23 protein-coding genes and 1 riboswitch are annotated in these 22901 nt (G+C 47.3%); all 23 genes read right to left on the bottom strand.

Translation table 11 applies throughout. The features are described 5' to 3' along the window. Nucleotides 1-82: 82 nt before the first annotated feature. Nucleotides 83-1426: a DUF512 domain-containing protein gene (locus ACSNJE_RS10575; protein WP_495252631.1), complete on the bottom strand. Its 1344-nt coding sequence runs from the start codon at nt 1424-1426 to the stop codon at nt 83-85. Then, a complete protein-coding gene (lgt, locus tag ACSNJE_RS10570) occupies nt 1410-2165 on the bottom strand; it encodes a prolipoprotein diacylglyceryl transferase (RefSeq protein ID WP_013119621.1) in 756 nt (251 codons plus the stop codon). The genes ACSNJE_RS10575 and lgt overlap by 17 nt, the downstream gene beginning before the upstream one ends. A gap of 402 nt (nt 2166-2567) precedes the next feature. Next, nucleotides 2568-3584, bottom strand: coding sequence for a tRNA (adenosine(37)-N6)-threonylcarbamoyltransferase complex transferase subunit TsaD (tsaD, locus tag ACSNJE_RS10565; RefSeq protein WP_013119619.1), 1017 nt, complete (start codon nt 3582-3584; stop codon nt 2568-2570). Nucleotides 3585-3637: 53 nt separating this feature from the next. Next, nucleotides 3638-4090, bottom strand: coding sequence for a ribosomal protein S18-alanine N-acetyltransferase (rimI, locus tag ACSNJE_RS10560; RefSeq protein WP_052217638.1), 453 nt, complete (start codon nt 4088-4090; stop codon nt 3638-3640). Then, the gene (gene tsaB / locus ACSNJE_RS10555) at nt 4050-4799 is read right to left on the bottom strand and encodes a tRNA (adenosine(37)-N6)-threonylcarbamoyltransferase complex dimerization subunit type 1 TsaB (RefSeq protein ID WP_083436836.1); all 750 of its coding nucleotides are present in this window, start codon (nt 4797-4799) and stop codon (nt 4050-4052) included. The genes rimI and tsaB overlap by 41 nt, the downstream gene beginning before the upstream one ends. Beyond that, nucleotides 4787-5257 carry a tRNA (adenosine(37)-N6)-threonylcarbamoyltransferase complex ATPase subunit type 1 TsaE gene (gene tsaE, locus ACSNJE_RS10550; RefSeq protein ID WP_013119616.1) on the bottom strand — a complete coding sequence of 157 codons (471 nt, stop codon included), beginning with the start codon at nt 5255-5257 and terminating at the stop codon, nt 4787-4789. Before tsaE ends, tsaB begins: the two co-directional genes overlap by 13 nt. A gap of 47 nt (nt 5258-5304) precedes the next feature. Next, nucleotides 5305-6315, bottom strand: coding sequence for a thiamine-phosphate kinase (thiL, locus tag ACSNJE_RS10545; RefSeq protein WP_052217636.1), 1011 nt, complete (start codon nt 6313-6315; stop codon nt 5305-5307). Between the two features lie 93 nt (nt 6316-6408). Then, complete coding sequence (thiM, locus tag ACSNJE_RS10540; RefSeq protein WP_052217633.1) at nt 6409-7236, bottom strand: hydroxyethylthiazole kinase; 828 nt, start codon at nt 7234-7236, stop codon at nt 6409-6411. A 150-nt stretch (nt 7237-7386) separates the two neighbouring features. Continuing rightward, the gene (gene thiC / locus ACSNJE_RS10535) at nt 7387-8706 is read right to left on the bottom strand and encodes a phosphomethylpyrimidine synthase ThiC (RefSeq protein ID WP_474773627.1); all 1320 of its coding nucleotides are present in this window, start codon (nt 8704-8706) and stop codon (nt 7387-7389) included. 1 nt (nt 8707) lies between these two features. Continuing rightward, nucleotides 8708-10186: a bifunctional hydroxymethylpyrimidine kinase/phosphomethylpyrimidine kinase gene (thiD, locus tag ACSNJE_RS10530; protein ID WP_160315538.1), complete on the bottom strand. Its 1479-nt coding sequence runs from the start codon at nt 10184-10186 to the stop codon at nt 8708-8710. Nucleotides 10187-10254: 68 nt separating this feature from the next. Further along, nucleotides 10255-10352: riboswitch (TPP riboswitch) on the bottom strand. Between the two features lie 180 nt (nt 10353-10532). Further along, a complete protein-coding gene (locus ACSNJE_RS10525) occupies nt 10533-10928 on the bottom strand; it encodes a response regulator (RefSeq protein ID WP_052217630.1) in 396 nt (131 codons plus the stop codon). A gap of 212 nt (nt 10929-11140) precedes the next feature. After that, complete coding sequence (locus tag ACSNJE_RS10520; protein WP_052217628.1) at nt 11141-12307, bottom strand: amidohydrolase; 1167 nt, start codon at nt 12305-12307, stop codon at nt 11141-11143. 159 nt (nt 12308-12466) lie between these two features. After that, a complete protein-coding gene (locus ACSNJE_RS10515; RefSeq protein WP_474773628.1) occupies nt 12467-12805 on the bottom strand; it encodes a hypothetical protein in 339 nt (112 codons plus the stop codon). Nucleotides 12806-12807: 2 nt separating this feature from the next. Next, entirely contained in the window at nt 12808-13632 is an 825-nt protein-coding gene (locus ACSNJE_RS10510) for a hypothetical protein (protein WP_474773629.1), read from the bottom strand. 123 nt (nt 13633-13755) lie between these two features. After that, nucleotides 13756-15897 carry a Tex family protein gene (locus ACSNJE_RS10505; RefSeq protein ID WP_474773630.1) on the bottom strand — a complete coding sequence of 714 codons (2142 nt, stop codon included), beginning with the start codon at nt 15895-15897 and terminating at the stop codon, nt 13756-13758. 67 nt (nt 15898-15964) lie between these two features. Beyond that, nucleotides 15965-16693 (bottom strand): gamma-glutamyl-gamma-aminobutyrate hydrolase family protein, encoded by a 729-nt coding sequence (locus ACSNJE_RS10500; RefSeq protein ID WP_052217622.1) that lies wholly within the window; start codon nt 16691-16693, stop codon nt 15965-15967. A 167-nt stretch (nt 16694-16860) separates the two neighbouring features. Beyond that, nucleotides 16861-17211 carry a type II toxin-antitoxin system PemK/MazF family toxin gene (locus ACSNJE_RS10495; RefSeq protein WP_013119607.1) on the bottom strand — a complete coding sequence of 117 codons (351 nt, stop codon included), beginning with the start codon at nt 17209-17211 and terminating at the stop codon, nt 16861-16863. A gap of 1 nt (nt 17212) precedes the next feature. Then, the gene (locus tag ACSNJE_RS10490; protein ID WP_013119606.1) at nt 17213-17488 is read right to left on the bottom strand and encodes a CopG family ribbon-helix-helix protein; all 276 of its coding nucleotides are present in this window, start codon (nt 17486-17488) and stop codon (nt 17213-17215) included. 253 nt (nt 17489-17741) lie between these two features. Beyond that, the gene (locus ACSNJE_RS10485; RefSeq protein WP_495252630.1) at nt 17742-18491 is read right to left on the bottom strand and encodes a GltB/FmdC/FwdC-like GXGXG domain-containing protein; all 750 of its coding nucleotides are present in this window, start codon (nt 18489-18491) and stop codon (nt 17742-17744) included. Beyond that, entirely contained in the window at nt 18484-19749 is a 1266-nt protein-coding gene (locus ACSNJE_RS10480; protein WP_495252629.1) for an NAD(P)/FAD-dependent oxidoreductase, read from the bottom strand. Before ACSNJE_RS10480 ends, ACSNJE_RS10485 begins: the two co-directional genes overlap by 8 nt. Nucleotides 19750-19772: 23 nt before the next feature. Continuing rightward, on the bottom strand, nt 19773-20216 hold the full coding sequence (locus ACSNJE_RS10475; RefSeq protein ID WP_052217618.1) for a 4Fe-4S dicluster domain-containing protein: 444 nt from the start codon (nt 20214-20216) through the stop codon (nt 19773-19775). A gap of 12 nt (nt 20217-20228) precedes the next feature. Then, a complete protein-coding gene (locus ACSNJE_RS10470; RefSeq protein ID WP_052217616.1) occupies nt 20229-21731 on the bottom strand; it encodes a glutamate synthase-related protein in 1503 nt (500 codons plus the stop codon). Further along, entirely contained in the window at nt 21728-22828 is a 1101-nt protein-coding gene (locus tag ACSNJE_RS10465; protein WP_083436834.1) for a class II glutamine amidotransferase, read from the bottom strand. Before ACSNJE_RS10465 ends, ACSNJE_RS10470 begins: the two co-directional genes overlap by 4 nt. Nucleotides 22829-22901 lie beyond the last annotated feature (73 nt).

The following is a 22901-nucleotide window of genomic DNA, read 5'->3' as shown; positions in this document are numbered from 1 at the left end:
ATTTAGTTTTATTTCAACATACTAAGCAATTATCCTGCTCCAAATAAGAAAATATTCTTAATGTAATACATTTTTTTCATTTTTAAACTAATTCCAATTTTATGGGACAGTTCCGGGCCAGGTCCATATAATGGCAGCCTCGTAAGTCCCGGCCCCATACATCGAAGGCAACAGCAGGAAGGAAAACAGCGTCGTATTGACCGGCCAACCCTTTTTCTTCCTTCAGCGCCTGTATAAAATCTTCCAAAACAAGCAGTCCCGCCGCTTTAATGGTTCCCCCCAAGTAACGGTTGGGTGTTTCCCTGACAACGAATTCCGTCTCCTGTTGCAAAGCCTGTATCCCTTTTTCCATCACCTTTTTCCCGAGAGACGAAACCAGAAGCAAAACCTTTTTATATCCTTTCCGCCGGCTCCTGTGCACCAATTCCTGCAGTAATGCCTGGTCCACATCATAACTCATTAAAATCCCCGGAGCCTCGCCCGGTTTCTTCACAAGGCAGGTACTAAAACTCCAGTTATTCCTTTGCAGGATCAGAGTTACTTTGCCGCCGCTTTCCTTAATGCGGTGAAAAGCGTCTACCCGAGAAATAACCGGACTGCCATTGACAGAAATTATCCGGTCGCCTATCCGTAAACCCGCTTTTTCAGCGGGAGAACCTGGAAAAATCCCTTCTACCTGAGCACAGAGATCTTCCAATATAGGGGGTTCATAGGAAATAGGCATCTTAAATTCAGTTCTCAGTTTATTAATGAAACTATGCACTTCTTCCCAAAGGGATTCCTTAAAGTTTGCTTTTTCTTTTCCCCATCGGGTATATCCAGGCAAAAATACCCGTGTTGATAAGGCACCCGTTTCAGCCAATGCCGCAATAGTATCCCGTAAATCATCCCACCCCGTCAGGTGTGGAACAGCCACCACACTTCCGTGAAAAGTCACCCGCGCCTGCCGCAACCGGGCAAGATTTGCCACCACCCGCTGTTCGGAACTATCTCTCATGAGCAACCAACGTTTTTCGTGAGAAACGCTGTTTAGGGAAATGTTTAGTTCCACATTACCGGCATTTTCTAAAACTGCAAGTACCTCGTCTGTTAATAAGATGCCGTTTGTCGTTATCTGGACAGGCGTTTCCGGGAACCTGCTTCTAATGAGCCTTATTACCGATTTAAAATAGGGGTGAGTCAGGGGCTCACCCTCATTTAAACGGGTCACCGACTCCCCGATCACTATTTTTTGGGTCGGATCTATAAATTCAAGCAACTCTGCAAGTTTCTCCAAACTCAAAGGGGGCATGTTATAAGTTTCCAAATCGGGTGGATTCTGTGGATTGCTGCAAAAAACGCATCTGACATTGCAGACAGAAGTAAGCGGAAGTATATTGGCCGCATTTACTGAATGCAGCAAAAGCCGGTCAATGGCGGGTTTCATTTACGTTCACCCGCGCTTTACGGTAATAGAAAATTCCGGCAATCAGTATGACGAAGGCACTGATAAGCTGGGAGACAGTTATTGGACCCCAAATAAGCAGGTTTTCCCGAAAAGCCTCGACTATGATCCGTTCAATTCCGTAAATAATTAGAAAAAGAAGAAACATCTGACCGTCGAAGGTTTTTCTTTTTTTAAACCAGAGCAAAAACAGGAACATACCCATCCCAAAAGCCGAAGAATACAGTTGAGTAGGGTAGCGGTACAGATTATCGAGGTGGGGAAAAATAACTCCCCATATTGAATTAGTCGGCTTTCCATAACAACATCCGTTTAAAAAACAGCCAATGCGCACTATACCGTAACCCAGAGCCAAAGCCGGAGTCACCACATCAGCCAGTTGCCAAAAAGGCAGCTTTTTTTTCCGAATATACCAAATTCCCGTCAAAAACCCTCCGGCCAAAGCGCCATAGTAGACAAGACCTCCGCGCCAGAGGAAAAATACTTCTAACGGATGGGACAAATAATACGAGGGGTCATAAACAAATACATAAAACAGCCTGCCCCCTATCAGCCCGCCTACAACCAGGTAAATAACCAAATCAATGATCGTATCGGCTGATATGTTGTACTCCTTCGCCCACCTTATCGTCAGATAGGTTCCGATCAATACCGCTATACTTAACATCAACCCCCAGGAATAAATGGAAAAGGCCCCTAACTTGAATAATATCGGACGCAAGTTTGTTTGACTCCCTTCAGTAAATAATAAATATAATGTTATGTTGATAAAAATGGGTTTACTTAGCAATTCATATCAAATACAGTTGGTATTTAATACCTTATCCTTGTCGTTTTAAAGAGTACTCTATCGAATTTATAAACAAAATCAGATTTTTTGAACAAATCCACAATTTCCACAGGGTTATCCACATACTTTAGGGGCTTTTTTGGCTGTTTCAACCGGTTATCCACAAAACCCACAGCTTTTGTTAAAAAATTGGTAAAAATTTTTTGCACATAACAAAACCTTTACATATCAAGTTATTAACAGTGTTATCCACATTATCCACAGGATAATGTCATCCACAAAACAGGTGTTCTAAAAAAGGCTCGGCTTTTAAACTGTCGGAAATTTCTATATTTAATAGGTTTCCCGGCCCAATTTTAGACCCGGTACGGCATTTAATGTCAGTGGCGCTATCTGTTGTCGCAAAAGCTTATAATATCCTGCACATCCTATCATAGCTGCGTTATCGGTACACAATTCGATCGGCGGCTGGAAAAAACTAATGCCCTGTTCCTGGAGTCTTTTTTTCAGCCCTTCGCGCAACTGCTTATTAGCGGCCACCCCACCGGCCATAACGACTGTTTTTACACCCAGCTCGCGGGCCGCCATGACCGTTTTGTCAATAAGTACATCGGTTACAGCCCGCTGAAAACTGGCAGCCAGGTCGGCTTTGTTTATCTTTTCGCCTTTTTGGGCAGCCCTGTTTAAGTAGTTTAATACCGACGATTTCAGGCCGCTGAAGCTGAAATCATAGTTTTCCAGGTAAGCGCGCGGAAATTCCACGGCAGCCGGGTTCCCCGCCGCTGCCAACTTATCTATCAGGGGACCGCCAGGATAACCCAACCCCAAAGCCCGGGCCACTTTATCAAAGGCTTCCCCGGCAGCATCGTCCCGTGTTCTTCCAATTACCTCATAAACACCGTGGTCTTTTAGCAAAACCAACTCTGTATGCCCACCGGATACTACCAGGCATAAAAAGGGAAAAGATAAGCCGGGTTCCACCAGGAAATTGGCATAAATATGTCCTTCAATGTGATTGACACCAATCAACGGAACATTTAAAGCATAAGCCACAGCCTTCGCCGCTGTTACGCCCACTAGGAGCGCCCCTACCAGACCGGGGCCATAAGTAACGGCCACTGCATCAATATCCCGAAAAGTAATACCGGCTTTTTCCAGTGCCTCGGCGATAACTCCGTTTATAATTTCCACATGTTTGCGAGATGCAATTTCCGGTACAACCCCGCCAAATTTTTGATGTACAGGTATTTGTGAAGAAATGATATTGGACAATACAATATTTCCGTTCTTTAATACGGCAGCCGAAGTTTCATCACAAGATGTCTCCAGGGCCAGTATGATTTTCTCCATGCCTTTTCACCTTAACCGAGACAGATTCTTTTCCGAACAACTACGCCAGAAAGTTAAACCTCTTTCAGATTATCTTTCCACATGATAATGGCGTCTTCTTTAGTATCTGTATAATAACCTGGGCGCAGGCCGCAAGACACAAAACCCACTTTTTCATAAAGCTTGATGGCTCCATGATTAGAAAGACGGACTTCCAGGGTCATTCTCCGGCAACCCCGGTAGAGGGCCTCGTTACACATTTCCTTAAGCATTTCCCGGGCAATACCCTGGCGGCGGTAATCGGGATGTACGGCCAAAGTAGTAATATGAGCCTCATCCACTATAACCCACATGCCGCAATAACCGATAACTTTATTACCATCCAGAGCCACTATGTAACAGGCAAATTCATTGTTCATTATTTCATGGGTGAAAGCCGCCTTCGTCCATGGCGTGGGAAAAGATACCCTTTCAATAGCCAATACTTCATCCAAGTGAGCGCAAGTCATGGCAGCAAGCCTTTTCATTTTCTGCTTCCCCTCTTCTTTTCTCCCAGGTGATTTCCGCCTCAGAACGCCTGAGATACACCGGATTTATTTCCGTTAAGCCCTTGATTTCACCACGGCGGAATTCCTCAGCGCCTAAAAGGGCAACGGCCCCGGCCCTCGTATAAAGGTTCAATTGATTGGCTTGAACGGCCCGCCCGCCCAGTATAGCTTGTATCTTTTCAAAATATACGGGCACACCGTCACCCAAAAAAATAACGGAACCTTCTGTGCCGTTAAGTTTCTCCACAAGGTTTTCTATGCTCATGGCTCTCGCTTCTTCAATAATATGCAATTTCCCGCCGGAACAGCGATAAATGCATGTATATACTTCCTGCTTGCGGGCATCCAAAATCGGGCAAATAAGCCCTTCAAAATGCAAAACATTTGCGGCCAAAACTTGTAATGTGGATACCCCGGTAACAGGAATTTGCAGCACTTGAGCCAGTGTTTTTGCAAAAGCCATCCCTATTCTCAACCCCGTAAAAGACCCCGGACCGCCTGTAACAGCAATTCCCCCAAGTTCATGCACTGTAATCCCGGCATCTGCGATTACCTGGTCCACCATGGGCAATAAGACCTGGGAATGGGTGAGTTTGTTGTGAATAAACCGTTCGGATATGATCCGGCCGTCTTTAACAATAGCCGCCCCAGCCACTTTTGTGGCTGTATCGATTCCTAACACATACATCCAGTTTTCAACTCCTGCATCAGGTTGCTATACCTTTCGCCTCTGGCCCGAAAAGTTAACTTGCGCCGATATTCGTCCGCCGTTTCCTTCTCTATAGCAATTTCCAGATAAGCCTCCGGCAGCAATTCTTTTATTTTCGAAGGCCATTCTATTAAGGTAACCCCGGACCCATAAAAATACTCTTCGAGCCCCAGTTCGTACCCTTCGTCGGGGTCTTCCAGACGGTATGCGTCAATATGGTAAAACGGCAGCCTGCCGGTATATTCATTAATCAAAGTAAAGGTAGGACTGGTAACATGTTCCTCAATACCCAATCCCCGGGCAAAACCCTGGGCAAAATGGGTTTTGCCTGCTCCCAAATCCCCCTGCAGGCAGATAACATCACCGGGACGCACATGCCGGCTTAATGCTTCCGCTATTTTATATGTCTCTTCAGGACTTTTGCTAAAGATAACCACCCGAAAACACCTTTCTGTTCGCCATATTTGTATTATGGACCAAAAACTTATTCTGTAAAATGGTTATAACCCCGGGGAGATATTTGCATTTCTCCCCCAGGACCGCCCCTCATCAGATATCCTTTTTCTTTCTCTGTAACATGGCCAATTCTGTATAACGAAAAACCACACTTTGCAAATAAACGCTCCACTTTTTCCAAAGCTCTGGGTTTTACAGTAAAAACCAGTTCAAAATCTTCGCCCCCATAGAGGGCCCAATGAACAGGGTCTGTCCCGCAGCTCTTGGCTACCTCCTTGGTGGCATCTGCAATGGGTATTAAATCGTAGTCTATCACAAAACCGGTATTGCTGGCCTGGGATATCTCATGCAGCTCACTGGCCAACCCATCACTGATGTCGTTCATAGAGGTGGCCAGACCTTCGCTACTAAGAAGCAAGCCCTCTTTTACCCTGGCTTGGGGCTCCAGGTGGAAAGAAAGGGCCTCCCGCCGGGCTTCCTCCGGACATTCCAAATCCCTGTTCAGCAGTAGCTGCAACCCCGCAGCCGAACCTCCCAGAGGACCTGTTACACATATTATGTCGCCGGGAGCAGCCCCGGACCGGTATATCACTTTTCCCTCATCGGCCTCGCCCACCAGAGTTACATTAATAACCAATAAGGGAGGGCATTTCACCGTGTCTCCTCCAACTATATTCAATTCGTATGTACGGGCAGCTTTCCTCATGCCCCGGTAAATCTCTTCAACGGCCTCCAATTCCAACTGTGGAGGAATCCCTATGGATACAGTGGCACAAGCAGGAATCCCCCCCATAGCCGCAATATCACTGACATTGACCACAACTGCCTTCCAGCCAATCTGTTCATAAGACGCAAAGTGCCCGGAAAAATGAATTCCTTCTACCAGCATATCAGTGGTCATCAGCAGCCATTTACCCTCGCCGGGGCGGAAAACCGCCGTATCATCGCCGATACCCATGATCAATCCCTGACGCCGGAATTCCAGATTAGAACTAATCCGTTTAATAAGACCGAATTCTCCAATTTCAGCAATTTTCATATGAAATCTCCCATAAAATCAATTCTTAACCTATTATACCCTGTACTGGCTTAAAGCTCAACCAGACCTTTTTGCTGTATTCATTTTGGTTTATTAATAAGCCGCAAACTTAGCCATCCGGCTAATCTGTTTTTCCTGCAGGTTATATAAGCTGTCGAAAAATGCCGTCCTAAAACTTGCCGGTCCGTATACGTCAGCCCTTCCGGCGGCAATTTCGCCTGCTATTCCGTAGCAGATCAGCGCCGCTGCAGCCTCATGAACCGGGCTATCTTGCAGGGCCAGGAAACAGCCGATAACAGAACCGGCCATGCAACCCGTACCTGTTATAGTACCCATAAGCTCATGCCCGTTACTTATTTTATAGCCGGTCCGGCCGTCAGTAACGATGTCAGTAACTCCGGTGACTACGACGGTAACATCTCTGGCGGCGGCAAATTCCCTGGCTATCCGGTCTATATCCTCTACCGTCCCTGCCGCGTCAACACCCCTGATTTCGGCTTCGGTACCTGCCAAAATAGCTATTTCCGCATAATTTCCTTTAACAACAGATACTTTTACTTCGCTGAGGATTTTCCTGGCCGATTCGGTGCGCAGTTTGGTGGCTCCGGCACCGACAGGATCCAGTAAAACAGGGATTCCCAGCCGGTTCGCCTTTTTACCCGCTTTGATCATAGCCGCTACCTGGTCGGGTTGAAGGGTTCCGATGTTCAAAACCAAGGTCCTGGCCGCTTCCACCATTTCTTCCACCTCGTCGAAGGCATGGGCCATAACCGGCAAGCCGCCTGTATGCAGAGTAATGTTGGCGCAATCATTAGCCGTAACGTAGTTAGTAATATGGTGAATAAGCGGTTTTTCCCGTCTCACCCGGGCCAAAAACCCGGCTACCTGAGACGAATTCAAGTATTTTAACTTTTCCTGCATTTGTACGTACGCCTCCTTCAGACTTAATAAACATTTCAACTTTCGCAGTTCTATTAGCACTATGGTGGTAAAACAATAAGTTATGACTTACGGTACACAGAGAAACATTTTACTATACCAGGACACAGATATTAATTTTAAGAGTAAAGTTTATGACTTTTTGTTCCTGTCACATTGCAAATGTTCCCCAATTACTTTCATGGCGCAAAATTCTCCACACATGGAGCATTCTTCTTTACCCTTATTTTCATCTTTGTCTTTTATGTTCTTCTCCTGCCAATACCGGACTGCTTTCTCCCGGTCTATAGCCAGTTCTATCTGTTTTTGCCAGTCCAGGGCCTTCCGTGCTTTGGCCATTTCCAGGTCCCAGGCCAATGCTCCCGGCGCTCCCTTGACAATGTCAGCGGCGTGAGCGGCAATCCTCGCCGCAATCACCCCTTCCCTTACATCTTCTACCGACGGCAGGCCCAAATGCTCGGCGGGTGTCACATAACAAAGAAAATCCACTCCGGCAGAGGCCGCAAGGGCGCCGCCAATAGCCGAGGTTATATGGTCATAACCCGGGGCGACATCGGTAACCAAAGGTCCCAGTACATAAAAGGGCGCCCCTTTACAGATGCGTTTCTGCAATATAACGTTAGCTTCAATTTGGTTGAGCGGTACATGGCCGGGGCCTTCAACCATGACCTGTATGCCTCTTTCCCAGGCCCGGTCTACCAATTCGCCCAGAATAATTAACTCGTGTATCTGCGCCCGGTCACTGGCATCTGCCAAACAACCGGGCCGCAATCCGTCACCGAGGCTTAAAGTGACATCATATTTCTCGGCTATATCTAATAGCCGGTCATACTGTTCGTACAAAGGGTTTTCCCGGTTGTGATGCAAAATCCAGCCCGCCATAAAAGCCCCGCCGCGGCTAACAATGTCCGTAATCCGGCCCTCTTTTTTCAAACGCTCAATTCCCTCGCCGGTAACGCCGCAATGGACAGTAATAAAATCAGCCCCATCGCGCGCCTGTTGTTCAATGGTATTAAACAGGTCTTCCTCGGTCATTTCAATCAGATTTCCGTATTTTCGCCGGGCTTCCACCATCGCCTGGTATTCGGCAACTGTGCCGACTGGTACCGTACAACGCTTTAAGATCTCTCGCCTGATGACATTTAGGTCGCCGCCTGTGCTGAGGTCCATCACTGCATCTACCCCCGCGGCCAAAGCCGCTTCCAGCTTTTCTATTTCCTTGTCCAAATCAGGAAATTCAGGCGATGTCCCTATATTGGCATTTACTTTCGTCCTTAGTCCATGGCCTATAGCGCAAGGCTCCAAATTTTTATGGTTTATGTTAGCCGGGAGGACTATAGTTCCTGACGCCAAACCATGCCGAATAAATTCCGCCGCCAGCCCTTCCCTTTGGGCTGCCATTTCCATGGCCGGTGTTATCCGGCCTGCCCGTGCCTCTTGCATTTGTGTCATTCTATCTACCACCTTCCATTATGTGAATAAATTTTTGTGCTGCCAGTGTTATATCGTCGGCCCCGACAACGGCAGTTATAACAGCCACGCCGTCAGCCCCGGCACTTAAAACTTCCGCCGCATTATCCAATTTAATACCGCCAATCCCATAAACAGGAATAGAAACGGCCTTTTTTACCTGCGCCAGCAATTCCAAACCCCTGGCTGTCCCCGCGTCGGGCTTGGTATCTGTATGGAAAACCGGCCCAAATCCAATATAATCGGCTCCCTCTTTTTCGGCAGTTAATGCCTCTTCCACCGTTTCCGCAGAAATCCCCAGAATCATATCGGGCCCGATGACCCGGCGGGCCATACGGACCGGCATATCATCCTGTCCAAGGTGGACCCCATCCGCATCAACAGCCAAAGCCACATCTATGCGGTCATTAACTATAAACAGGGCATTGTTTTCCCGGGCCAGCCTTTGCAACTCCCGTCCCACTTCCACCAGTTGTCTGGTGGTCCATTTCTTCTCCCGCAGTTGAATGATACCCGCGCCGCCGGCCAATGCCTGGCTTACTACCTCTGTTACAGGCCGGCCTTTGGCAAATTCCTGGCCGGTAATAACATATAATTTCCGGCCCGTCAATTTGCGGGAATTATTTTCGGTTTTTGCCGCCGGCAAACCTTTTGCCGGCCTTATGGCTTTTGTTGAATGGTCAAAATACCCGGCCAGGTGATTTGTCGGTCCGTGACCGGCGCCCAGGGAATCGGCATTTAAAAGCGCCAGGTATAGATAGTCTTTCGCTATTGGAATAGCCTTTTTTAAAGGCATTCCCAGGGCCAGGCAGGCGGCCAGGGCCGCGGAAAAAGTACATCCTGTTCCATGGGTGTTCTTTGTATCTACCCGCGGGCTCCGGTACTCATAAATTTCTTTGCCGTCGTAATAATAATCAATGGCTTCCCCCGACAGGTGGCCTCCCTTGATTATTACTCCTTTTGGACCCCAACCATATATAATCTGAGCGGCTTTTTCCACATCTTCCCGGTTGGCGATCCGGATACCGCTTAATACTTCTGCCTCTGCGATGTTCGGGGTAACCACTAACGCCAATGGCAACAATTTGTCCTTAAGGGCCTTTTCTGCTTCCGGCTCCATGAGTCTGTCCCCGCTTGTAGCCACCATTACGGGGTCGACTACAAGGTTTTCGTGTTTAAATTCCCTTATTTTTTCCGCCACCTCACATATAATGTCTGCGTTGGCAAGCATCCCCGTCTTTGTAGCATCGGCCCCTATGTCCGACAGAACATCGGACATCTGCTGCCCGACAAATTCAGCGGGCATAGCCCGAAAACCGCTTACTCCCAAAGTATTTTGGGATGTTACGGCAGTAATAACAGACATCCCATAAACACCAAACGCACTGAAGGTTTTCAGGTCTGCCTGGATACCTGCTCCGCCGCCGGAGTCCGATCCGGCAATAGTAAGTACCTTTTTCAAAGCTGATCCCTCCAAAAAATTTTTTTGAAAAGAAAAAACCCATTCCAGACAGAATGGGCGATATAATGCAAATATACCGACCACTTCCCTCCGCTGGCATTATCCAGGTCAGGTGCAAAGGGTTGGCATGAAGCCTCTCAGCCCGAAGGCACCCCTAGTGGCAACTAATTTTGAATAGAACAAAAGTTTCTATCGAAACTTTAAGGAAACTTTTGTTGATATCCGGAAATCATGCTTTGAGGTTATCCCCAATTTTACCTCAAAGCATAATTTCCTAGATACTGAAATATTATATCATATAAAACATAAAAAAACCACTATAAGTGGTATAGTGGTCGAAGTTTTTCTAACCAACGGAAATTTGCCGGTTATTTCCGTTGTCAGCCAAGGTTCGTATAATGCTGCGTATTTCCTCAATGTCAAAAGGTTTTATCAGGTATCGAACCCTCCCACTAGGTGTTTTGTCAAGCACCTCCTTCTCAGCAAAAGCCGTCATCATTACAATCTCAATATCAAGGCCCATTTGTAAAATGATTTCCAAGGCCTGGGTACCATCCATCCCCGGCATCCTGATATCCATGAATATTAAATCCGGTTGATTTTTCTTAACCTGGTCGACAGCTTCGAAACCATTACAGCCGGTGAAAGTTTGACATCCCTCTTCCTGGGCAACAGCTTCCAGCAAATGCCTTACGCCGGCCTGATCGTCAACAATCAACACTTTTAGAGGAAACCCACTCACTATTACACCTCCTTCGGCAGATACCAATTTACAATTCGTGTGTCCGAAATTACCTTTTTGATGTTCAAAAAGGCAGTTATGATGTCTAAAACTTATTTTATTCTATAATCTATTCTTCGACGTAAAAGAAGGGTTTCCTCCCCAAAAAATAGGCGATTTTCCGACAAAAACCGACGTTTTGACCACTTGCTAATGCTTCCGTATATATCTAATTATTTACTATCTAAATTAATTATTTTACCTGCAACAATGACCTTTTCCACCCGCGTTTTCAATTCAAATAAAGGTCCGTTTAAGATAATAATGTCGGCATCCTTACCCGGTTCCAGCGTTCCAATCCTGTCCTGCAAACCTAAAATTTGCGCCGCATTTACTGTCAATGCCTTCATAGCTTCCTGTTCATCCAACCCTTCCCGGACGGCTAAAGCGGCGCTCAATGCCAAGTAATTAATTGGGATGACAGGATGGTCAGTCATAAAAGCTATTTTTACACCGGCTTTGGCTAAAAAATAAGGGTTAGCCAAAGTCCTGTCTTTTAATTCAACTTTTGCCCTATTCGTTAAGAAGGGGCCCACGACGGCCGGTATTCCTCTTTTCGCCAACTGATCGGCAACTTTATATCCCTCGGTGCAGTGTTCAATGATAATTTTCAGATTAAATTCTTCTGCGATGCGAATGGCGGTCATGATATCATCGGCTCTGTGGGCATGGGCCCGGATAGGAATTTCTCTTTTCAAAACCTTGCAGAGTACCTCCATTTTCAAATCCCGTTCAAAAAAGGCTTCTTCCGTTCTTTGTCTTTGACGTTCCATCTTGGCCATATAATTTTCGGCTTTGACCAAAGCCTCCCTGAACAAAGCAGCAGTGGCCATTCTTGTCATAGGCATCTTGCTCTGGCTGCCATAAACTCGTTTAGGGTTTTCACCAAAAGCTACCTTGAGGCCGATGGGGTTTTTTATAACCATTTCGTCAACCACCCGACCAAAAGTCTTCATGGCCAGGTTTTCCCCGCCTATAACGTTTCCGCTTCCCGGCCCCGTAACAACAGTAGTCACGCCTCCTTCCAGGGCATCCTGAAAACCAAGGTCTTCCGGATTTATACCGTCAATAGCCCGTAAATGCGGAGTCACAGGCTCCGTCGATTCATTGACGTCGTTCCCCTCCTGCCTGTATACTTCTTCCAGTATTCCCACATGGCAGTGAGCGTCAATGAGCCCCGGCATAACAATTTTACCGGCGGCATCAATGACTTCCGCTCCTTCCGGAATTGATATATTGGAACCAACCTTTGCTATTTTTTGACCGTCCGTCAGAATAGTACCCTTTTCGTATTCTTTTCCCGTCATGGTTATTACCCGACCGTTAATTATGGCTAACATAACTCTCCTCCTTTGTTTTTGGGGTTGGCGCTGTACCGGTGGAACAACCGTTGCTTCGAGGCTCCGGGCAGCGGCGATTAAGTGTGATCACCCACTGACTACAGAACGGCCTGTATTACGGTTCGATCTGTACAAGGAAGGGTGGGTGGGGTGACCCGGCTACCACGGAGCTTTGTGCTGCAAAACCTGGCCGGGAAGGCAGCGTTCCCGAACTCGATGGCTCATGTTGCATTTCTTTATAGTCAGGCCGCCTCCCATCCGGACACTCAACCTCCGTTGCGTGCCGGACTTCCCGGCGGCATTCACCATCTTCGGACATGCGGGAACTCCCTGCCTCCCCGGCAAGGGTTTGCGGGCACAGTCGCTCCTTGACGGTAGCCTCAGCACGCCACCCACCCTTCCTTGTACACGCAACCTCGGAGCAACGGTTACTTCACCATACAGCGGCATCTGCAGGTCAAAGGTTGTTTCACCCCCAGCAGTAGACCCAATGGCCATTATTAAGGCGCAACTACCCCGCTCATACGGATTACCTCGACACCCCTGGCTTCCAGAGCGGCAATGATTTTGTTAATGCCTATGGAATCGCTGGGCATGTGACCGGCCACTACTATATTGCCAATGTTCTGTTCCCGTACAGCCCTGATTACATCATCGGGCATATGCATGGCCACCAGGGTTCCCACGCCGGCCTCAAAATATGCCCTGGCCACTTTTTCCCCGCCGTTGGTACCGCCGGCCATTACGACAAATACTTTCCCGGCGTAATCCTTTTCGCTGCCTACCCTGATCACCGGTTTAACCGGCGAATTCTGATACTCGGGAATTTCCACCAGTATATCAAGAACATCTCTTAAAGTGGCCTTCGGTATACCGGCCAATCCTCTGTCAAGAGCTGCCTGAACAGTCTTCTCCGTGAGAATGTCCGCAGGTGAATGAATGACCATATAGGGCATATTTAACAGTTGGGCAGCTGATACTACCCGATCATAATTCCCCACGTGGTGAGACCGGTCGACCTGTTCCACCCTTTCCTGGAGCACCTTTTGGGCTTTGTTGATGGGTATACCGGCCTCTACCATTCTATCAATCTGCCTGTACATGACTTTGTGGAAATCCACCATAGGCAGGCCCCCTTTGGGATGGTGGCTGATCACGGCGTCAACGCCCAAATCACGGGCCAACAACAGCTCGGCGACCTCCATATCAATGCCGAAGGCCAGCTTTTTTATGTTTTTGCCGGGCACAATAATGCCCGAATCGGGCGGCACCTCGTCCAATCCGGCCAATTCCAATACAAGGTTCATGATCTCCCGTGTTCGCAAAGCTATTTCTCCTTTCTTAGTAATTTCAGCAGCCAATAACCAGTTGCCCTTCGGAGTAACGATTGTATCGCCACTTCAGTCGTATCTTTGCGGCCAGCAACCACCGGCAACTGGTCGCTATACTTAGACATCTTTCATAGATAGGCTAACCCGCTCCCGCTCCAAGTCAATGCTCACAACCTTTACTTTGACTATATCGCCCACAGCCACTACTTCCATAGGATGCTTCACATATTTTTCACTGAGCTGAGAAATGTGCACCAAACCATCGTGCTTCACCCCGATGTCTACGAAAGCGCCGAAATCAACCACATTGCGCACAGTCCCTTGCAGCACCATTCCTTCACGCAGGTTTTCCAGGGAAGTTACTTCTTTATGGAAAATTGGTTTGGGCATGTCTTCCCGCGGGTCGCGCCCCGGTTTTTGCAGGGCTTCAATAATGTCCCTGACAGTAGGTTCACCCGCATTCAGTTCTCTGGCTAAAGCCGCTGCATCCATTTTAGATAAAAGTTCCTGCAATTGGCCGCTCTCCTTGCTGAGCAGGTCTGCCGGTTTCAATCCTACCTTGGCTAATATCTTTTCAGCCAGAAAGTATGACTCGGGGTGAACAGGAGTCTTTTCCAGGGGATTATCTCCATCTGCAATACGCAGAAAACCTGCGCACTGAACAAAGGTCTGTTCCCCCAAGCCCTTGACCTTTTTTAATTCCGCGCGGTTCCTGAATTTGCCGTTGCTTTCCCGGTAAGTGACAATGTTCTTGGCTACCGATGGTTTTATGCCGGCCACATATTTCAATAAAGAAGGCGATGCGGTATTAAGATCTACACCCACAGTATTTACACACGACTCTACTACCCCCTGCAAGGTGGCCTCCAGCCTTTTGGAATTTACATCATGCTGGTACTGGCCCACGCCCACGGCCTTGGGGTCAATCTTGACCAGTTCCGCCAGCGGGTCCTGCAACCGCCGGGCAATGGAAACAGCGCTTCGCAAGGATAAATCGTATTGTGGGAACTCCTCACCGGCGAGCCTGGAGGCTGAGTAAACTGAAGCCCCGGCTTCACTGACAATGGTGTAAGCGAGGTTCCCCGGGTATTCAGCCAGCAAATCTGCCACCACTGCTTCCGTTTCCCTGGAAGCAGTCCCGTTGCCAATGGCAATCAGGTCAACCTTGTGTTTGTCAATCAGGGAAGCCATGATTTTTTTTGCTTCCTCCACTTTGTTTTGCGGCGGGGTTGGGTACATAACCCCCACATCAAGCACCTTGCCTGTTTCGTCTACCACAGCAATTTTACATCCGGTACGGTATCCGGGATCAATACCCATAACCACTTTACCCTTAATAGGTGGCTGCAGTAAAAGGTTTCTTAAATTACTCGCAAATATTTTAACTGCCTGTTCTTCCCCTTTTTGCGTCAGTTCGTTCCTGATCTCCCGCTCTATCGAAGGCTCAATAAGCCTTTTATAGGAATCTTCCACAGTAATTTTAAGGAAATCTTCGTATGGGCTGTTCTCCCTGATATACATCGCCTGCACAGCCACCAATATTTTTTCCACCGGGGCCTCTATCTTTACATTCAACGCTTCTTCCTTCTCACCCCTGTTTAAAGCCAAAATCCTGTGGGGGGGAATCTTTTGTACAGGTTCACGGTAATCATAATACATTTGATAAACGCCTTTTTCATTTGTCTTGCCCTGGGAAGAAATGAACCCGGCTTCGAAGGTCATTCTTCTGACAAGTTTCCTGACATCGGCGTCATCGGAAATAATTTCGGCAATTATATCCCGGGCTCCTTCCAGAGCTTCTTCCGGAGTATTTACGCCCATTTCAGTATTAACATAGGAAGTAGCCAGGGAACTCAGGTCCCCGGAATCAGGGGCCTGCGCCAATATGACTTCAGCTAAAGGTTCCAATCCTTTTTCCTTAGCTACACTAGCCCTGGTCTTGCGTTTCTGTTTATATGGCCGGTACAGGTCTTCCACTTCCTGCAATTTTTCTGCCCGGTTAATTGCTTCAGCAAGTTCGGGAGTCAATTTCCCTTGCTCATCTATCAACCTGATAACTTCCTGTTTACGCTCCTCCAGGTTACGCAGGTAGTTTAAGCGTTCCTGAATCTCCCTGATCTGGTTTTCATCCAGTTCACCGGTAGCTTCTTTGCGATACCTGGCAATAAAGGGAACAGTATTACCTGCATCCAAAAGTTTGACGGTATTTTCTACCTGAACAGCTTTCAATTTGAGTTCCCTGGCAATGGTCTCGATCAATACGGTTCCTCCATTCTGATTAAGATAATAACCTTATTCTATTATGCCGGCAGCACAGGTTTTTCCTTCATTTATTAGTCATTTTACCCGGTTGGTTGGTTTTACAGGCGGCAATAAAAGCCGCAAACAACAGGCGGGCATGTATATCTTTTGCTGTCATACATTCGGGATGCCATTGCACCCCCAGGGCAAAAGAGTGGTTAGTAGATTCGATGGCCTCTATGACGCCGTCAACAGACCTGGCAGTCACCAGAAAACCCGGTGCCGGTGCCCTGACCGCCTGGTGGTGAAAACTGTTCACTCTTATGGAAGGGGTATTCAATATGCTGCTTAATTTCGTACCGGGAACCAAGTCTACCCGGTGGGTAGGATACCACCGGGGAGCCTGTTGAGAATGTTTGACCGGTTTATGTATCTCCACACTTATGTCCTGAACCACCGTCCCTCCGGCGGCAACATTTAGTACCTGAATACCACGGCAGATAGCAAACACGGGAATGCCTTTTTCCAATGCCAGGCGCGTAAGTGTAATCTCGAAACAGTCCCTGTCCGGGGTAATCTCTGCCAACCCCGGCTCAGGTTCTTCTCCAAAAAAGTAGGGGTCTACATCCGGCCCTCCCGACAAGATAAGGCCGTCTGTCTTAGCCAATATTAAGGAGCAATCCTGTTGACACAGGGCCGGCAAAAGTAATGGTATACCTCCCGCACTGGCAACAGCTTCCGTATATGCCCGGGCTAAAAAATACCGGTCAGCCCCGTTTTCTTCGGCACAGGTAATACCTATTACCGGTTTCATTTCCTCATCTCCAACTGCTGTTTTATTATGGTTTTAATATAAGGTTATGTATCTCACTTCATTTTGCCTTATCGTCCTCATATAATGGTAAATTTTACTATATAAAATGCTACAAAAGAAAAAAGAGCCGGTTTATTTCATGGCTCTTTTCTAATAACACAGACTGTCTAAATATCAATTAACCCTAGGCTGATCTCGATAGCTTGAGCTACCTTTTCCATATCTTCTTCACTCAAAGATGTAACCTTTTCCATTAACCGGCTTTTATCAATAGTACGAATCTGTTCCAGCAAAATAACCGAATCCTTTTCCAACCCACTGTTTTTTGCAGATATTTCTACATGAGTAGGAAGTTTGGCTTTGCTTATTTGAGAAGTGATTGCCGCTACTATGGTGGTCGGACTGTATTGATTGCCTATATCGTTTTGTAGTACTAAAACCGGTCGCGTCCCGCCCTGTTCCGAACCAACTACCGGACTTAAATCTGCAAAGAAGATATCACCGCGTCGGATAAGCATATTATTTACCCTCCGCTAACCTTCCATCAAAAAGGCGTGTGACTTCATGTTCAACATTAAAATTTTCTCCAGCCAACGCCAAGTTGATTTTGGCCATCTCTAAGTATCCTTTCTTCATTTGCTCCCTGATAGTTCTCCGTTTTTTCTCCTGGATATAAAGTTTCATGGCCTCACGAATAAACTCACTGCGATTAAGTTTTTCCGCAGCCACGATACCGTCTACTTCGCGCAACAGGTTATCAGGTAAACTAATCATAATTCTTTTTACTTCCGCCACCCTAGCGCACCTCCTCAGCAAAGCGTATATATCGACATATATACTATATTATAACAAGGAGCAATACTCGTGTCAATATAGCCTGCTGCTAAAGACAGGCCTTGCACATACAGAACAGGGAATTTTTTGCCTGGTAATTATTAGGACGCTAACCTATTTTACCCGCTACAACCAAAATAAATGCGGACCTTGATAAAAAAGTTGCTGAATTTGTGGATTGTCTGGAAATTTATCAGCCGGTACCATGAGCTATTTATGATGTATAAAGTTTTCCGTATGGGCGATGGGATACCGGAACAACTTTGGTGAACGCATGGTCCATAACAGTTTTGAGGTCTACATTTAAGTCGCTGCAGAACTCGGTGAGATAGGTCTCTAAAATCTCTCTGTCTTTTTCATCGATATCAAATACCGCAACTTCCTTACCCAGGTAATGCGGATTGATGTTTTCCCTCTTTTCCCGCAGGTAAACAACTCCGCCATGCATACCTGTTCCCAGGTAATCACCGACTACGGGCCGACCGGGTTTGCGGTTCAGCCCCAGTAGAACTGCTACACCGCCTGCCATGTATTCGGCAAAAAAGTCTCCTGCGCAGCCACCGGCAATAATAAGGGGCTTTTTGTCACGGTATTCCTTCATGTGAATAGCTACCCGATAACCCACATCGTCACGGACAAAAATTTTACCGCCCCTCATAGCATAACCGAGCACATCCCCGGCATGCCCATGCACAATTATTTTTCCGGAGTTCATGGTATTCCCTACCGCATCCTGACCGCTGCCATAAACAGTAATGGCAGGACCGTCCATAAATGCCCCCAGGTCATTGCCGGGCACCCCCCGGATTTCGATGTGCACCGGTTTGTTTATACGGGTACCGATATAACGCTGGCCGTTTACATTTTCCAAAAGAATTTGGGTGGCGCCTTCATTTACCGTCTCCAGGAGGAGGTCATTCAGCTCTTTATAGTATATGCCTTTAGCATCAATTGTTTTAATCACCGGCCTTCCCTCCTGTCAATTTAGCTTTTCTCACGTCCGGCGCAAAATGGATATAACCGAAATCCTGCCGGATTAAATCCTGCTTGAAAGCCTTGACATCTGCTTGTTCCCTGATTAACCCGGTTAAAATACCGCTCCGGTCTATAGAGTTGAGCAGAATAAAGCCAACAACCCTGTCATTTTTTAAAACTATTTTGCGATAACATTTATCCTGGCTGCTTTCATCCACCATGGTCTCATACTCGCTACCTTCAGGATTAACAATACCGGCCGTATTCATTGGCAGGCCAAAAAGCCCTATGGCATTGAAAGCAAATCCGCCGCCAAATTGCACTTCGGCCCCTGCCATGGCCTGCCCGGCAATTTCCCCCTGCATATAAGCATTGGGCAAAATCGGGAGTACCCTTTGTCCACCGTAAAGAAGGTCATAACCTTCACTTACGTCCCCGGCGGCATATACATCAGGCACACTGGTCTGCATCTTCTCGTCAACTAATATACCGCGGTTGTACTTAATGTCAGATTCTTTAATCACATCCAGGTTAGGGGTAACCCCTATGGCTACTATGACTATGTCACAGGGCAGCTCATTGTTATCTTTCAGCAGAACCGAACTAACTTTATTATCCCCCCGGACCTCTACAACAGTGTTGTTCAACTTAAAAGCAACACCCTTGGTTTCCGCATGCGCTTTTACCATTTCCGCAGCTCTGGTATCCAGAATTGAGCTCAAAATCCTATCCGAAAGATCCAGCACAGTAGTTTCCACGCCACACTGTACCAGAGCTTCTGCGGCCTTCATACCAATGAGGCCCGCTCCTATAACCACAGCCCTTTTTCCCGGCGCGGCAACTTCCTTAATTTTTTTAACGTCATCAAATTTTATAAAGGTATAGACCCCTTCCCTGTCCAGTCCGGGTACCGGGGGAACAATAGGCTTGCTGCCGGTGGCGATCAATAATTTATCATAAGGTATATCGCCTTCTGCGGTAACCACCGTTTTTTCACCGGTTTTTACAGCTAATGCCTTACGGCCCCCCAAAAACTGTACACCATGCAGTGCGTAAAAATCCTCCGGGCGGTACCTCATTTGGTCTTCCGTGACTTTATCCGCCAGGTAATAAGATATTAACGGCCTGGAATAGGTATGGTACGGTTCGTCGGACAGTATGGTAATCGTACCCTTCTTGTCTACCTTTCTGATTCCTTCAACAGCGCCAATTGCCGCTGCAGAGTTTCCGATCAATACGTATTTCAACGCCTCTACACCTCCCTTTGGCCCTATTCTGCAAGTACTAATGCTCCATTGGGGCAGTTGGCCACACACGCCGGCCGGCCATCGGCTTTTTCTATGCATAAGTCGCATTTGGCGGCAACCTTCTTCCCTGCTCCGTCTCTTACAATAGCGCCGGCTGGGCAGGCCACTATACAGGTCCAGCAGCCAACACAACGTTCTGTATCGTTTACAACGGTGCCCGTTTCCGTATCCCGGTGCATAGCTCCCGTTATACAGGCTTTGATACAGTATGGTTCATCACAGTGCCGACACTGTATGGCAAAAGATACAGGCTTGTTTTCCTCGACGATTATCCTGGCAGCAGGACGCGGCCCTTTTTTATAAGCCTTCACAATGTCGTTAGGGTAACGGGAATGGGCTACAATACAGTGAACTTCACACAACCTGCAGCCTATACACACTTCCTCGTTGGCATATATCCTTTTCATTACTTACCCCCCTTACTCTCCGGCCGCTTTTATTCCGAGTATATTAAGCTCTTTTTCCGTTAAGCCAATTCCCCTTAGCATCAGCCTGTTACCCCGCAAGCTCTCCAAAGCATTGATACCCATACCGCCTAAAAGTTCTTTGATCTCGTGGCCCCAGGCCTTCAGCAAGTTTGCAGCTCTCCGGGCGCCTATGTCTGGATTTAAACGTTTTACCAGGTTGGGGTTCTGAGTAGCTATACCCCAGTTGCATTTACCACTGTAACAGGTCTGGCACATATGACAACCCAGAGCAATTAATGCCGCGCTTCCTATATAAACGGCATCTGCTCCCAGAGCAATGGCTTTGACCACATCGGAACTGTTCCGGATACCGCCGGAAATTACAATGGAAACCTGGTTCCGGATGCCTTCTGCCCGCAGTCTGGAATCAACCGCTGCCAGGGCAAATTCTATTGGAATACCAACACTGTCACGAGTTCTTAAAGGTGTCGCCCCCGTTCCGCCGCGAATTCCGTCAATAGCAATGATATCGGCCCCTGCCCGGGCAATACCGGAAGCTATGGCGGCAACGTTATGCACAGCAGCGATTTTTACAGAGACAGGTTTTTCGTAATTGGTTGCTTCCTTCAGGGCAAATATGAGCTGGCGCAAATCCTCTATGGAATAGATATCGTGGTGCGGCGCAGGGGAAATGGCGTCGGTTCCCTCAGGTATCATCCTGGTTTCGGAAACCTGTTTACCAACTTTTTCACCCGGTAAATGTCCACCGATGCCCGGTTTAGCTCCCTGACCGACTTTTATTTCGATGGCTTTACCGGCCTTCAGGTATTCCGGGTGAACACCGAAGCGCCCGGAAGCCACCTGGACGATACAGTTATCCCCAAACTCATACAGGCTCTTGTGCAATCCGCCCTCGCCCGTATTAAAGTAAGTCCCTACTTCTTTGGCTGCCCTGGCCAATGATGTAATGGCATTTAAACTGATGGATCCAAAGGACATGGCCGCAAACATTATGGGGACTTCCAGTTCCAGTTGAGGTGGCATCTTTTCCGCCAGGCGACCGTCTTTGATATTCAACTGTTCCGGTTTACGCCCCAAAAAAGTTTTCAGTTCCATAGGTTCACGCAGCGGGTCAATGGACGGGTTGGTTACCTGGCTCGCATTTAATAAGATATTATCCCAGTAAACAGGAAAATTCTTGTCAGTACCCATCCCTGTCAATAAAATGCCGCCTGTAGCTGCCTGTTTATAAATTTCTTTAATCGTTGACCCCGTCCAAACCGGGTGCTCCCTAAATTCCAGCGGATGCCGCCTGATGCTTAAGGCCCTGGTAGGACAAAGCAGAACACACCGGTGGCAGTTTACGCACTTGGTGTCGTCAGCCATCATTAAGTCTTCTTCCGCGTCATAAGAGTGAACCTCATTGGCACACTGGCGCTCACAGACTCTGCAGTTGATGCATTTTTTGATATCCCGTTCCACAATAAAATCCGGAGTTTGGAAATTCAGTGTCATAACCTGTCAGCTCCTTCCAGCAAACCAATTACCGGTTCGCCCCCGCGAGGCGTCCATACAGTGTCCGGGTCGGCACAAATTTCACGGATAGCCGATTCTTCACTGGCCACATAAAGAAAATCTCCCTTGGTTGCAGCCACCAGAGAACGCAGTTTGATCCTGTCATTAAGCGCCATTATACCGTTTCTGGTTCCAAGGATAATGGAGAAAGGCCCATTCACAAGCAGACTGGAATAGGTGGCTCGTAAAGCTGTGAACAAATCCTTTTCGGCCGGTTCCATTCTGTCGATATCCTTCCAGAAAGGCGCCGCCACAGTGGCGACGGCCAGTTCAAGACTCAGTCCCTGCTTGCGGATTAAATAGTCAAAAATATAGGTAATAGCTTCCGTATCTGTCTGCAGAGTGCATTTATATCCAAACATTTCGAGGAACCGGGCGTTCGCACCATAGGAAGATATTTCCCCATTGTGTACAACAGACCAATCAAGCAAAGTAAAAGGATGGGCTCCACCCCACCAGCCCGGGGTATTGGTAGGGAAACGGCCGTGAGCAGTCCAGATATACCCTCTGTATTCGTCTAACCGGTAGAACTCCCCTATATCTTCAGGGTAACCAACCCCTTTAAAAGCACCCATGTTCTTTCCGCTGGAGAAAATGTAGGTTCCGTCGTACTCACTGTTTATTCGCATTACGCAGCGCACAACATATTCTTCTTCCGTCAGTTCCGACTGCAAAAGCTTGTCTTTTTTGGGCTGTACAAAATAACGCCAAATCAGCGGGGGATTGGTAATTGAACATACTTTGCGGGTAGGAATTTTGCCGTTGGAATCTACGTTAAAATGCTCATTTATAAATTGTTCAGCCTTTTCTTTGCAAGTCAGTCCTTCATAAAATACATGCAGAGCATAATGGTTTTCATATTCGGGGTAAATTCCATAAGCAGCAAATCCACCCCCCAAACCATTGGAGCGATCATGCATCAAGGCAATTGACCTGATAATATCTGCGCCGGAAAAAACTTGGCCTTTTTTATTGATAATTCCACTTATCGCGCAGCCGGAGGGAATTCTCGGATACTGCTTAACCAAAGTTATCACCTACCATTTCCTTTGTTTTGCTTTTCTTACATTTTTTTACTTTTTTTACGGTAATAAAAACCGGCTTATGAAT

Source organism: Thermincola sp. GK-1 (assembly GCF_059412445.1).
The sequence above is the reverse complement of the archived record's forward strand: the minus strand, read 5'-3'. Positions and strand labels throughout refer to the sequence as shown.